This window comes from Herbidospora sp. NBRC 101105 (assembly GCF_030269205.1).
GTDB lineage: Bacteria > Actinomycetota > Actinomycetes > Streptosporangiales > Streptosporangiaceae > Herbidospora > Herbidospora solisilvae.
Genome location: NZ_BSSX01000002.1, coordinates 730,176 through 742,253, shown reverse-complemented (window position 1 = coordinate 742,253; position 12,078 = coordinate 730,176). Strand labels below are relative to the sequence as shown.

Genomic DNA, 12,078 nt, shown 5'->3' with positions numbered 1-12,078 from the left:
GCATGGCGGTGAGTGTGGACGAGTTCCTGAAGATGCTTGACCATCTGCCCGAGGTGAAACAGGGCTTCGGTGGCGAGTGGGTGTCGCTGAAGGTGCGCGGCAAGGGGTTCGGCTACCTGTGGGAACGCACCCAGACCGTGGGCCTCAAGTCGACCATTGAAGAACAGGCCGCCCTGGTGGCCGAACGGCCCGACGTCTTCGAGGTGCAGTTCACCACGGAGTCGACGGGGTGGGTGGTCGTCCACCTCGACCGGATCGAGGCCGACGAACTGTTCGAGCTGGTGACCGAGGCGTGGTGCATGACCGCCCCGAAGTCGCTGGTCGAAAGCCATGAGATCGTGTTGTGGCCGGAGCTCTACCCCTCCTCCTGAAAGGCCGCGACGTGGCGACGTTCGAGATCAGGCGGTGGCGGCAGGATGATTTCTCCGCCGGCGCGGCCAGCCGCCGCCAGTGCACCTGGGGCGGCGACGGCGTCACCCCGTGCGCCGGCCCGCCGGCCTACACCGTGACCGACAGGGCCGAGCGCCGGTGGGCGGCCTGCTCTCGGCATGTGCTCTCATACATCGACGACCGGCTCCGCGACGACGAATAGGAACCTCATCACTGTGGCATCCGCCTGGGAATCCGCGCTGACGCACGCCTTCGGGCACCTGCTCGGCCACCCGCTCGCCGACCATGACGCCACCGCGACCTACGGGGCGTTCTACGGCGGCAACTGGCTCTACGAGACCGGGCTCGACCGCCACCCCGGCTGGGTGCGCCGGGAGGCGCTGTCGGGGCAGGAGACGGTCAGCCATCCCCAGGTGCTGATCCTCCTCGACGGCTACGCCGACCTGGTGTTCGACGCGAGCGGCTCCCTCTTCGAGGTCGACCCGGCCGACTTCGACGACGGCCTGGTCGCGTCGGTGTCGGTGTTCGCCAAGCCGGGGATCGTGCGGGGGTCCGATCTGGCCGTGCTGCTCGACCGGCATCCGGGGGAGCCGGAATGGCAACTGTGGCAGGCGCGCATCGCCTCCGACGGAACCCTTCTCGGGGCGCTCAAGGCCGCGACCGCGATCGGTGACTCACCCCGGAGCCTCATTCCTCCGTCTGACGAGCCTGACGAGCGGGCGGTGCTCGCGCACCTGGAGGCGTTCTCCGACCCGGTGTCCGATGACCTGGCCTACTGTCCCCAGGCGCTGAACGAGGCGGTGATCGCGATGTGGGAGGGCGCGGTCGACCAGTACGAGATCACGATCTGGAACCTCGACCAGCTCACCGCCCAGGGGGCGACAACCTAGCGCGCTCAACGGGGAGGTCGGAGGGGTGGGCATTCGGCAGATCCACCAAAAAGGGTTGCGGCAGGTCCACCACGAGAGGCTCGGCAGGTCCACCGAGAGGCTCGGCAGGTCCACCACGAGAGGTGCGGCAGATCGACCGCGACCCCCTCGGCAGATCCACCAGAAGGGCTGCGTCAGATCCGCCACGAAGGGCTGTGGGGTAGGTCCGCGGTAAGAGGCTTTGGGGCATCCGCCACGAAGGCTGTGGCAGATCACCATGACGCGTTCGGCAGATCCGCCATGTGCGTCTGGCGAACCACCGCACCCCTCGCGGCAGATCGACGAACCTTGGCCTCGCCGGATATGCATGGTGGAGGTTGTGGTAGGCACGTGAGCGGTGGATGCGGTCGATGGGCGGCCTGCCCAGGCTGGGCCTCGCAGAGCGAGTTCGTCCAAGGCCTCTTCGATCCTGGCGGCCGTCTCGGGATCCTGCTCGCAGATGTCCAAGTACCACCGGTTCGCCTTGTCGTGAGGTGGGATTTCCCGAGTCATCCCTCGCCGAGCAAGTCAAGCCTGGAACCCCCACTGATCGGCGGGACAATGCAGAAGACGGCCGGGCGCCCCCCGAATGGGTGCCCGGCCGTCCCTGATGTCCTACTCCGCGTCGAGGTCCCGTTCCAGCAGTTCCGCCAAGGTCGACAAGGCCGCCTCCGCGCCCTCTCCCTCCGCCGACAACGTCACTTCCGTCCCGTGGGTCGCCCCCAGCGACAGGACCGCGAGCATGCTGTCGGCCCTGACCGCCTTCCCCTCCCCGACGCGGATCTTCACCGGTACTCCCGTTCCGGCCGCGGCCTGGACGAAGAGTTTGGCCGGGCGGGCGTGCAGGCCTGTCGAGGAGGCCACGGTCACTGTTCTCTCTGGCATCACGGCTCCACGGTGACTTTGATGGCCTCGCCGCGCATGACGATGTCGATGCCCTCCAGGACGTCGGTGAGCGGCAGGCGGTGGGTGATCAGGTCGGCGACCGGGACCGCGCCGGTCGCGATGAGTTCGAGGGCCTGCTTGTTGTGGGCGGGGCTCGAACCGTTCGCGCCGACGATGGTCAGCTCGCGGTAGTGGACGAGGTTCGAGTCGAGGCGGATGATCGGGTTGTCCTTCGGCAGGCCGCCGAAGAAGCTGATGCGGCCCTGGCGGGCGACCATGCCGAGGGCCTGCTCCTGGGCGACGCCCGAGGCCGCGGCCGTGATGACCACGTCGGCGCCGCGGCCCTCGGTCAGCTTGAGCACCGCCTCGGTCACGTCGTCGCCGTGCAGGGCGGCGTCCGGGTTGACCAGGACGGCGGCCATCTCCAGGCGGTCGGGGTTCAGGTCGGCCAGGATCACCCGCCGGGCGCCGCGGGCGCGGGCCAGACGCACGTGCAGGCAGCCGATCGGGCCCGAGCCGATCACGACCACGTCGTCGCCGGGGCCCACCCGGGCGAGTTCCTGGCCGTTCAGCACGCAGGCCAGCGGCTCGGCGACCGACGCCTCGGCGAAGCCGACCCCGGCGGGGATGCGGTTGACGCCGTCGACGGCGAGGACCTTCGCGGGCACGACCATGTACTCGGCGAAGCCGCCGTCGTAGTGGTAGCCCATCGACTCCTGGTTGGGGCAGACGGTCATCCGGCCCCGCCTGCACTCGCCGCACTCCCCGCACGGGATCGCCGCGATCACCTGGACCCGGTCGCCGGGCTCGAACGCGCCCGTCCCGGTCACGACCTCACCGGCGATCTCGTGGCCCATCACGCGCGGGGGCCGGATGTGGTGGTGGCCGAACTTCAGGATCTTGGCGTCGGTGCCGCAGGTGGAGCAGTTGCGGACCCGGATCAGGAGTTCGCCCGGACCCGCCACCGGCTCCGGGGCGTCTTCGACCCGGATGTCGCCGGGCGCGTGGAAACGCGCGACCTTCATTCTGTTCCCTCCATGAGGAGTCGGAGGACCTCCGCCTCGTCGGCCGTCTCGCGCAGAGCCTCGGCCGCGTCGGGGTCCATGAGTATTTCGGCCAGTTCGGCCAGCAGGCGGACGTGGCCGTCGCCCTTGGCGGCGATGCCGACGCACAGGTTGACCTGTTCGCCGTCCCAGTCGACGCCGCCCGGGAAGCGGAGCACGCAGACCGCGTCGCGGTGCACGACCTCCTTGGCCTGCACCGTGCCGTGCGGGATCGCGACGCCCTCACCCACGTAGGTGGAGAGCGTGCGCTCGCGTTCCAGCATCGCCGCGATGTACGGCTCCGCCGCCGCCCCGACCGCCACGAGCGTCTCCCCGCACTGGCGGATCGCGTCGTCGCGGTCCTTCGCCACGCAGTCGAGCCTGATGGCGCTCGGGTCGAGCGGGATGTCAGCCACCGACCACGCCGCCGTTCTTGATGGTGTTCACCAGCTTCGTCACCGCCGGGTCGCCGATGAACACCTGGAACGGGATCAGCACCGCCCCTTCGGGCGTCGACTTGCGGGCGCGGGCGGCCAAGCCCGCGTGGGTGACGACGACGTCGGCGTCGGCCGGGATCTGGTCGACCGGTGAGTGGACGACCTCGATGCCGTTGCCCTTGAGCTGCTTGCGGAGCGTGGAGGCCAGCATGACGCTGCTGCCCATCCCCGCGTCGCAGGCGATGACGATCTTCTTGACTGCCGCGCTCTCGATGCCGGCCATGGGGATCACGCCTCCTGCGGAGTGGTGGTGGGCTCGGTCTCTTCCGCCGCGGTCTCCTTCTCGCCCCGGCCGAAGCCGAGCAGCGCCGAGGCGACCACGAAGGTCACGCTGGTGGCGACGAGGATGCCCGCGAGTACGCCGAAGTAGCCGCCCGCCGGGGTAACGGCCAGATAGGCGAAGATGCTTCCCGGCGCGGGGGAGGCCACCAGGCCCGACCCTGTCGCGATGAAGACCAGGATGCCGGAGGCGCCACCGGCGATCATGGCGAGGATCAGGCGGGGCTTCATCAGCACGTACGGGAAGTAGATCTCGTGGATGCCGCCGAAGAAGTGGATGATGATGGCCGCCGGGGCGCTCGGCCGCAGGGCGCGCGGGCCGAAGAAGAAGTACGCCAGCAGCAGGCCCAGACCCGGTCCGGGGTTGGTCTCCAGCATGAACAGGATCGACTTGCCGGCATCGGCGACCTGGGCGGCGCCGAGAGGGGTCAGCACGCCGTGGTTGATCGCGTTGTTCAGGAACAGCACCTTGGCGGGCTCGATGATGATCGAGGCCAGCGGCAGCACGTTGTGGGTGACGAGCCAGTTGGCGGCGTCGCCCGCCACCTCGGTGACCTTCTCGATGATCGGGCCGATGCCCCAGACGCCCAGCAGCGCCACGGCGCCGCCGATGATGCCCGCCGAGAAGTTGTCGACGAGCATCTCGAAGCCGGCCCTGACGCGGTCCTTCACCGCGCCGTCGAACAGCTTCAGCAGGAACGCGGCCAGCGGGCCGATGATCATCGCGCCGAGGAACATCGGCACCTCGGCGCCGACCACGACGCCCATCGTGGCGACCGCGCCGACCACGGCGCCACGCTGGCCGTGCACCATGCGACCGCCGGTGTACCCGATCAGCACCGGCAGCAGCACCTTGATCATCGGGTCGACCAGGGCGGCGAACATCTCGTTCGGGATCCACCCGGTCGGGATGAACAGGGCCGTGATCAGGCCCCACGCGATGAACGCGCCGATGTTCGGCATGATCATCCCGGCCAGGTAGCCGCCGAACCTCTGGATCGTGGCCTTTATCCCGGTGCCCTCGACGGGCGGGGTGTAGTCGGTGGTCATGTGTGCTCCTTTCCGGGGAGCTCGGGGGGTGGAAAGGGGAGGGCGAGCCGTGGCTCGCGTCGTGAACCTGCCTTCCGGAGACAGGCGAGCGGGCCGCGATCAGCCCCCCGAAAGCGGCCGCGTGGGATCGGGTTCGCTGACGGTCACCCGATCACGTCTGATGTCGCCGGGCCCCGGCATGCGGCTGCCCGGCAGCTGCACCGCCGCGGTCGCCCAGGCCAGCCCCTCGACGAGGGCCGCCTTCCCGCGGGCCCCGGCGGCGAGGAACCCGGCCAGTAACGCGTCGCCGGCCCCGACGGAGCTGCGCGGCTCCTCCGCCGCGCACTCGCCGTGCCAGACGGTTCCGTCGTCGACCAGCAGGGCGCCGTCACGTCCGAGGCTCGCCAGTACGGTCTCCGCCCCCATGGCGCGCAGTTTCGCGGCGGCCTCCAGGGCGTCGCCGACCGTCTCGATGGGGGAGCCGGTGGCCTCGGCGAGCTCCTCGCGGTTGGGCTTGACCAGCCGGGGACCGGCCTGCACCGCCGCCAGCAGGGCCGGGCCGCTGGTGTCGACGGCCACGTTGATGCCGGCCTGGCGGAAGCGGCGGCAGAGGGTGGCGTACACGTCGGAGGGGACCTGGGGCGGCAGGCTGCCCGAGGCGACCACCCAGTCCGCGCTGTGCGCGGCGCCGAGCACGGCGGTGGCGATCTCCTCCAGCTCGCGCCCGCTGAGCGTGGCGCCCGGCTCGTTGACCTTGGTGACGGTGCCGTCGGGCTCGGCGAGCGTGATGTTCGACCGGGTGGTCCCGGCGACCGGCACCATGATCATGTCGATGCCCTCGGCGTCGAGCAGCTCGATCAGCCGCCGCCCCTCCTCACCGCCGTAGGGCACCACCGCGCACGAGCGCACGTGGTTGGCCAGCAGCGCACGCGAGACGTTGACGCCCTTGCCGCCGGGGTCGAGGTGCGCGGCGGCGGCCCGGATGACCTCGCCCCGCGCCAGCGAGGGGACGTCGACGGTGCGGTCGAGACTGGGATTGAGGGTCAGCGTGAGAATCATGCGCGCCTCACCTCGGGTTCATGTGGCGTCGCATGAACGAGGCTCGGGATGCGCGAGAGAACCATGCGCGTCACCTCGGGTTCGTGAAGCGTCGCATGGATCAGGTTCGGGGTGCGCGGGGGATTCATGCGCGTCACCTCGGGCTTCGGGGTCCAGGGGGAGGTCATGCGCGGACCACTTCCGGGCCGTGGAGGGCCAGGTCGGCGGCCACCTGGGGGTCGAGGACGGTGTCGGTGATCACGACGTCGATCTCCGACAGGGCCGCGAAGCGAGCCAGGTAGGTGTCGCTGAACTTGGTGTGGTCGGCCAGCAGGACGCTGCGCTGCGCGGAGGCGATCATCGCGCGCTTGATCGCGGCCTCGGCCGGGTCGGGGGTGGTCAGGCCCTTGGCGACGGAGATGCCGTTGGTGCCCATGAACGCCACGTCGACGTGGATGTCGGCCAGGGGCCGCAGCGCCCAGTCGTCGACGGTGGCGAGGGTCCGGCCGCGGACCCGGCCGCCGAGCATGATGACGTTCAGGTTGGCCCGCGCGGCCAGGATCGTGGCCAGCGGCGGGGAGTTCACGATGACCGTCAGCTCGCGGTCGGCGGGGAGCTCCTGGGCCAGCCGCCGGGTCGTCGACCCGGCGTCGATGATGATCGCGCCGTCCTGCGGCAGCTCGCCGAGGGCGGCCTTGGCGATGCGTTCCTTCTCGGACGTCATGACCTCGTCGCGGGCCGCGAGCGCGGGCTCGAAGCCGAGCCGCTCGACGGGGATGGCCCCGCCGTGGACGCGCCGCAGCACCCCGGCCTTCTCGAGGGCGGTCAGGTCGCGGCGCACGGTCTCGGTGGTGACGGCGAACTCCTCGGCCAGGGTCACCACGTCGACCCGCCCGGCGGCGCGGGCCCGGCGCAGGATCTCCTGCTGTCGCTCCTCGGCGTACATGATGTTGGTTTCATCCTTGGGTGTGTTGTTTTATCTGTGATTACACCCGTTTTACGGGGAGGGTCAAGGGGTGAAACCACACCGAAACACTCCCGACCACGACATGTCATGACTTGGATGCGTATGGTGATCGCTTTTCGATGTGAAGGCGCTGTGTCACGATCGAGGCGGCACGACTCGTAATTCGAATTCGGCGGCGGGGTGCCCGTGCACGAGACACGTGACCTACTCGACCCGGAGGCCAGGAGCGACAGCGTCCTCCAGGTCATCAGGGCGCTGATGTGCCGTTCCGGCCTGCGCACGGAGCTCGCCAGGCGCACCGGCCTGTCGATCGCGTCGGTCAGCACGGCGGTGCAGCGGCTGCTCGACGACGACATCGCCCACGGCGGCAAGAAGGAGCCCGTCGCGCTGCGCCCGGTCACCGGGGTGGCGGTCGGGATACAGGTCGGCGCCCGGCACGTCACCGTGGCCGCGCGGTTACCCCACTGGCCCCGGGATCAGGTGCGGCTCGTCTCGCTCGGGCGGGGGCTGCGCGACGGCGGGGCCTGGATCGACGCCGCGGCCGGCGCGGTGGCCGACCTCGCCGAATCGATCGGGCGTGGTCCGGGCGACGTCGCGACCGTGGGGCTGGCCGTGCCGTGGCCGGTCGACCCGCGCGACCTGTCGCCCTCGCCCCCCTCGCCCTGGTTCGCCGCGCCCGACCTGCACCGCCGCCTCTCGGCCCGGTTCGGCGAGGTCAAGGTGGTCGTCGACGCCGACGCCCGGCTGGGCGCGCTGAACGAGCAGACCTACCACCATCCGTACGAGACCCTGCTCTACGTCGAGCTCGCCGAGCACGTGCTCGGCGGGCTGGTCGTCGGGCCGCGCATGCTGCGCGGCGCGCTGGGCCGGGCGGGGAGCGTCGGGCACCACTCCGTCGATCCCGTGGGGCTCGACTGCTGGTGTGGCCAAAGAGGATGTTTGGAACGTTACATCAGCGTTCCGGCGGTGCTGGAGGAGGTGTACGTGAGCATCCGGGCCCGAGGGGAGGAGCCGCCCACCTCGATCGGCGCGCTCATCGACCGCGCCCGGGGCGGCGACCCCGACTGCCGCTGGGCCCTCACCGTCGCCGCGAAGAGGCTGGCCCGCGCCCTGCGCGCGAGCGCCGTCACCCTGGAGACCCAGGCGGTCGTGCTGGGCGGCCCGCTCGCCCCCGGCCTGCGGCTGGTCGCCGCCGAGTGTGAACAGGAACTCCGCCGTTCGGTGTGGACCCGCCACATGGAACTGCGGTTCGCCCAGCCGGACGCCGCCGCCCACGGGGCGCTGATTCTCGGGCTCATCGGCCATCTCCGCTGACTCTCGGTAGAGTCACTCTGGTCTCTTCCGTATCCCACTTCACAGGCACAGGTGGTCATTCATGTCAGCAGAGGGGCCCGAACCGCCTTCGCCGGAGCCCGACTATGAGCCGCCCACCCTCATCCGCCTCGGCCGGGTCACCGAACTGTTCGGCGGAAACTCCAGCAGCGGAAACGCCGACGCGAATTCCGACTATTACTGGTGATTTCGGAATTCTGATCAGAACGGTCGGCGGCCGTCTCGACGGAGGCGCGGCCCTCCCGGGAAGACCGGCCTGGCCCGGCGCCGACGCGGTGCGGATCTACGGAACGCCTCCGTCCGGCCTGGTCAGAGCCGTCGACCGCGGCGACCGCCGGGTCGTCTTCCTCGGCCACGTCCTGGCCACCGAACGGGAACTGCGGACCGCCCCGATCCGGGAACTGCCCGGCGCCTATTCCTGCGTGATCGTCACCGAAGACGAGGTGGAGCTGCACACCGACCGCGCGGGTCAATTCCCCTTTCACATCTCGGTACGCGGCCACGAGACGCTGATCGCCCATCACGCGACCCTCCTGGCCGCGCTCCATTCCCGCACGCCCGACCCGCTCTCTGCGGCCATTCAGATCACGTGCCCGAATGTGCTCGCACTGACAATGGGCCGTTCCTTCTTCACCGATGTCGGCCGCTACGAGAATGCGCACCACGGCCCCGTGCTCCCGCTGCGCGAGGCGCTGACGGAGGCGGTCTCCCGGCGCGGCCCGGGAGTGAGCGCCGACTTCAGCGGCGGCATCGACTCGACCTCCCTCGCCTTCCTCGCCGCGGCCGACGGCCCGGTCGACGCGGTCGTCTACCACCACGAGCAACTCCCCGCCGCCGACCTCGACGCGGCCCGGCGAGCCGCCGCCCTGACCGACCGCATCACGCTGAGCGTGGTCACCGGAGACCGGGAGACGCTGCCCTACCAAGGGATCGACCAAGCTCCGGCGGTGCCGCGGCTCGACCTGCCCGCGCCCGGCCTCCGGGCCCATCGCAGTGCGGCGGGACTCCATGCGAACGTGCCGGGAGGTCCGGCGGTGCCGCGGCTCGACCTGCCCGCGCCGGGCCTCCAGGCCCATCGCAGCGCGGCGGGACTCGATCCGAACGTGCCGGGGCTCGACTGGCCGGCGCCCGGCATCCTGGCGCATCGACGGGCGGCGCTGCGACTCGACTGGGCCCGGCGGGCCGGAGGGCGGGTGCATCTCACCGGAGAGGGCGCCGACGCGCTGTTCCAGCCGCCGCCCTCCTACCTCGCCACCCTCGTCAGACACGGCGACCTGCGGAGATGGGCCGGTCACAGCGCCCGGCTGAGCCGGTTGCGGCAGGCGTCGGCGCTCGACCTCGCGCTGCGGGCGGCCCGCCTCGCCGCCACCTCCCACGGCCGGGCGCTCCGCGTGCTGGCCCGCTCCCTGACCCGTCCGCCCGCCACCACCCCGCCGCGCCCGGCCGACGCCGTCGCCTGGTGGAACGTGCCGGGCGAGACCGCCGGATGGCTCACCCCCCGGATCCGCCGCGACCTGGCCGACCTGGCCGCCGACCCGGCCACCGCCCGCGGGCTCCCGCCGGGCCTGACCCCGGCCCGGCACGCGACGCTGGCGTCCCTCCGCTCGGCCGCCGCCGCGCAGCGCTTCCTCCGCACCCTCGGCGACCACCTCGGGGTGCGGGTGCACGCCCCCTACCTGGACGACGCGGTCGTCGGCGCGGTCCTCGACGCCCGGGCCCCGATCCCCGACCCGTCGAGGGCCAAGCCGCAACTGGCCGACGCCCTGACGGGGCTGGTCCCCGAGGCGGTCCTGACCCGCCGCACCAAGGGCGCCTACCAGGCCGAGGAGTACGCGGGCGCCCGCGCGGCCCGCCGCCGGATCGCCGCCCTGCTGGCCGACTCACGCCTGGCCGACCTCGGAGTGGTGGATCCGGCCGCCGTGAGCGGCACGCTGACCCGGTTGAACGCCGGGGCGCCGGTCCCGCTGAGCGCGCTCGGGCGGCTCGTGGCCCTGGAGGTGTGGCTGCGCGGATGATCTACCAACTGGCCGACGACGAGCGGGGCCTCGTCCTCGTCGACGTCCGCACGGGCGAGTGCCACGTCCTCAACCCGCCCGGCATGGTGACCTGGAGCGTCCTCAGCTCGGGCGGCAGCCGCGACGACGCGGTGAGCGCCCTGGCCTCCCGCTATCCGGCCGTCCCGGGAGAGCGGCTGCGTGCCGACGTCGACGCGCTGCTCGACGATCTCCACCAGGTCGGGCTGGTGCCGGTCGCCGCGCCCCCGGCGGCGGCGACCGGCCGGGTGCGGCCCTTCGATGTGCCGATGGCGGCCGGGCCGCCGGGCCGCCCGGGTCTCCGGGCGGCCCTGTTCCTGGTGGTGGCCGCGGCGGTGCTGCTGCTGTTCCCGTTCCGGGTGGCCCATCGGCTGGCCCTGCGCGCGGGGCGGAACCGGCGGCCCCTCGATCCGGCGACCGCGCGCCGGATGGTGGCCGACGTGGGCCGGGCCGCCGCCTGGTTCCCCGGCCGGGCCGCCTGCCTCCAGATCTCGCTGGCCACGGTGTTGTGGGCAGGGGCCCGGGGACGCCGGGCCGAGTGGTGCTTCGGGGTGCGGCCCGATCCCTACACCTTCCACGCCTGGGTCGAGGCCGGCGGCGAGCGGGTCGCCACCGGCGACGAACCGTCCTACCACCGGCTGCGGTTCCTGCCGTAGTCCATGGGGAGGGCCTGGAGGCGTTCGACCGGGATTTCCGACAACACGACGTACTTCTCCGGGCCGTCGGGCTCGACGAGGTGGTCGGGGTCGAACAGCTCGAAGTAGGGGTCGACGCCGCCGTTGCGGGCCATGTGGGGGCGCGGGTCCTCCGCGTACGTCACGAGGGCGCCGCCCTTGTCGGTCATGATCAGGCCGTATTCCTGCATCGCCCGTGCGATGGTCCGGGCGGCGGGGGAGGTGAGGGTCGAGACGTCGAAGGCCGGGTCGAGGCGGAAACGCTGGCCCTCGCACGGGATGTCCTCGCCCTCGACGAAGCCGTCGTTGCGGGTGGCGGGCCAGCTGTTGCAGTTCGCCCTGGTGCGGACCGTCACGATGTTCAGCGCGTGGTCGATGTAGCCCCGCCGGAGTTCCTCGATGCGGATCGTGAACGCGCCGAACGGCAGGCCCGTGGCGGTCGCGCCGAGCGGGTTGTCGAAGATGCCGGGGTTGCGCGAGTAGTTCTCGATCTTGCCGCCCCAGCAGGCCGACCAGTTGCCCAGGGCGTCCTTCTCGGCGCGCCAGAAGTCCCAGTAGGTGTCGGTGGAGGGTTGGTAGATCGCCACGGAGGCGTCGGTGCCCTTCGAGACGATCAGGTCCCCGGGGGTGGGCACCGAGCGCAGCGAGTCGGTGATGACCGGGGCGAGGTGGGGCAGGCCCAGGCAGTCGGAGAAACGCCACTGCCTGCGGGGGGTGTGCCTGCCGACGGTGTAGACGGGCGCCGAGTACTCGTCGGTGTTGATCGCCCAGCTTCCGTAGTTCTGCTCCTTGTCGAGCTTGATGTTGTCCACGATGGCCTGCGAGTTCGGGGCCAGCGGCACGTTCCGGGGCAGCTTCTGGTTCCACGGGCCCCACTTCGCGAAGCCGTTGGTCGGCCTGGGGTGGGCGCCGGCCGTCGCCGGGGCCATCACCAGCGCGGTCGTCAGGGCCAGGATGAGCGCTTTGCGCAGCAGCATGGCGCGAGGGTAGGCGGGGCCGCCCT

General features: G+C 71.5%; 15 protein-coding genes. 7 read left to right on the top strand and 8 right to left on the bottom strand.

Translation table 11 applies throughout. The features are described from left to right. Positions 1-2: 2 nt before the first annotated feature. Genes QSK34_RS12170 through QSK34_RS12160 form a run of 3 tightly spaced genes read left to right on the top strand, consistent with a single transcriptional unit; the run spans position 3 to position 1,280 of the window. Positions 3-371, top strand: coding sequence for an MmcQ/YjbR family DNA-binding protein (locus QSK34_RS12170; RefSeq protein ID WP_285583293.1), 369 nt, complete (start codon positions 3-5; stop codon positions 369-371). A gap of 11 nt (positions 372-382) precedes the next feature. Beyond that, positions 383-592: a hypothetical protein gene (locus QSK34_RS12165; RefSeq protein ID WP_285583291.1), complete on the top strand. Its 210-nt coding sequence runs from the start codon at positions 383-385 to the stop codon at positions 590-592. A gap of 13 nt (positions 593-605) precedes the next feature. Continuing rightward, positions 606-1,280, top strand: a complete 675-nt coding sequence (locus tag QSK34_RS12160) for a hypothetical protein (RefSeq protein ID WP_285583289.1) — start codon at positions 606-608, stop codon at positions 1,278-1,280. Positions 1,281-1,913: 633 nt separating this feature from the next. On the opposite strand, the gene QSK34_RS12155 is transcribed toward QSK34_RS12160, so the two are convergent. The 7 genes from QSK34_RS12155 to QSK34_RS12125 all read right to left on the bottom strand — a co-directional run bounded on the left by QSK34_RS12155 (position 1,914) and on the right by QSK34_RS12125 (position 7,015). Continuing rightward, a complete protein-coding gene (locus QSK34_RS12155) occupies positions 1,914-2,183 on the bottom strand; it encodes an HPr family phosphocarrier protein (protein WP_161478948.1) in 270 nt (89 codons plus the stop codon). Then, a complete protein-coding gene (locus tag QSK34_RS12150) occupies positions 2,183-3,208 on the bottom strand; it encodes a zinc-dependent dehydrogenase (RefSeq protein WP_161478949.1) in 1,026 nt (341 codons plus the stop codon). The genes QSK34_RS12155 and QSK34_RS12150 overlap by 1 nt, the downstream gene beginning before the upstream one ends. Beyond that, positions 3,205-3,642: a PTS mannitol transporter subunit IIA gene (locus QSK34_RS12145; RefSeq protein WP_285583284.1), complete on the bottom strand. Its 438-nt coding sequence runs from the start codon at positions 3,640-3,642 to the stop codon at positions 3,205-3,207. The genes QSK34_RS12150 and QSK34_RS12145 overlap by 4 nt, the downstream gene beginning before the upstream one ends. Next, positions 3,635-3,946, bottom strand: a complete 312-nt coding sequence (locus QSK34_RS12140; RefSeq protein WP_285583987.1) for a PTS sugar transporter subunit IIBC family protein — start codon at positions 3,944-3,946, stop codon at positions 3,635-3,637. Before QSK34_RS12140 ends, QSK34_RS12145 begins: the two co-directional genes overlap by 8 nt. Positions 3,947-3,951: 5 nt before the next feature. Beyond that, positions 3,952-5,052, bottom strand: a complete 1,101-nt coding sequence (mtlA, locus tag QSK34_RS12135) for a mannitol-specific PTS transporter subunit IIC (protein WP_285583282.1) — start codon at positions 5,050-5,052, stop codon at positions 3,952-3,954. Positions 5,053-5,151: 99 nt separating this feature from the next. Continuing rightward, a complete protein-coding gene (gene pfkB / locus QSK34_RS12130) occupies positions 5,152-6,090 on the bottom strand; it encodes a 1-phosphofructokinase (RefSeq protein ID WP_285583281.1) in 939 nt (312 codons plus the stop codon). Between the two features lie 163 nt (positions 6,091-6,253). Next, positions 6,254-7,015, bottom strand: a complete 762-nt coding sequence (locus QSK34_RS12125; RefSeq protein WP_161478954.1) for a DeoR/GlpR family DNA-binding transcription regulator — start codon at positions 7,013-7,015, stop codon at positions 6,254-6,256. Positions 7,016-7,222: 207 nt separating this feature from the next. On the opposite strand from QSK34_RS12125, the gene QSK34_RS12120 reads away from it, so the two are divergent. From QSK34_RS12120 to QSK34_RS12105, 4 genes are all read left to right on the top strand, one after another. Then, positions 7,223-8,350, top strand: coding sequence for an ROK family transcriptional regulator (locus QSK34_RS12120; RefSeq protein WP_285583277.1), 1,128 nt, complete (start codon positions 7,223-7,225; stop codon positions 8,348-8,350). 61 nt (positions 8,351-8,411) lie between these two features. Continuing rightward, the gene (locus QSK34_RS12115; RefSeq protein WP_285583275.1) at positions 8,412-8,555 is read left to right on the top strand and encodes a lasso RiPP family leader peptide-containing protein; all 144 of its coding nucleotides are present in this window, start codon (positions 8,412-8,414) and stop codon (positions 8,553-8,555) included. An 88-nt stretch (positions 8,556-8,643) separates the two neighbouring features. Next, positions 8,644-10,383, top strand: a complete 1,740-nt coding sequence (locus QSK34_RS12110) for an asparagine synthase-related protein (RefSeq protein ID WP_285583273.1) — start codon at positions 8,644-8,646, stop codon at positions 10,381-10,383. After that, entirely contained in the window at positions 10,380-11,057 is a 678-nt protein-coding gene (locus QSK34_RS12105) for a lasso peptide biosynthesis B2 protein (RefSeq protein ID WP_285583271.1), read from the top strand. Before QSK34_RS12110 ends, QSK34_RS12105 begins: the two co-directional genes overlap by 4 nt. Here the strand turns inward: QSK34_RS12105 and QSK34_RS12100 are convergent. Then, complete coding sequence (locus QSK34_RS12100; protein WP_285583269.1) at positions 11,030-12,052, bottom strand: hypothetical protein; 1,023 nt, start codon at positions 12,050-12,052, stop codon at positions 11,030-11,032. The genes QSK34_RS12105 and QSK34_RS12100 overlap by 28 nt on opposite strands. Positions 12,053-12,078: the final 26 nt, after the last annotated feature.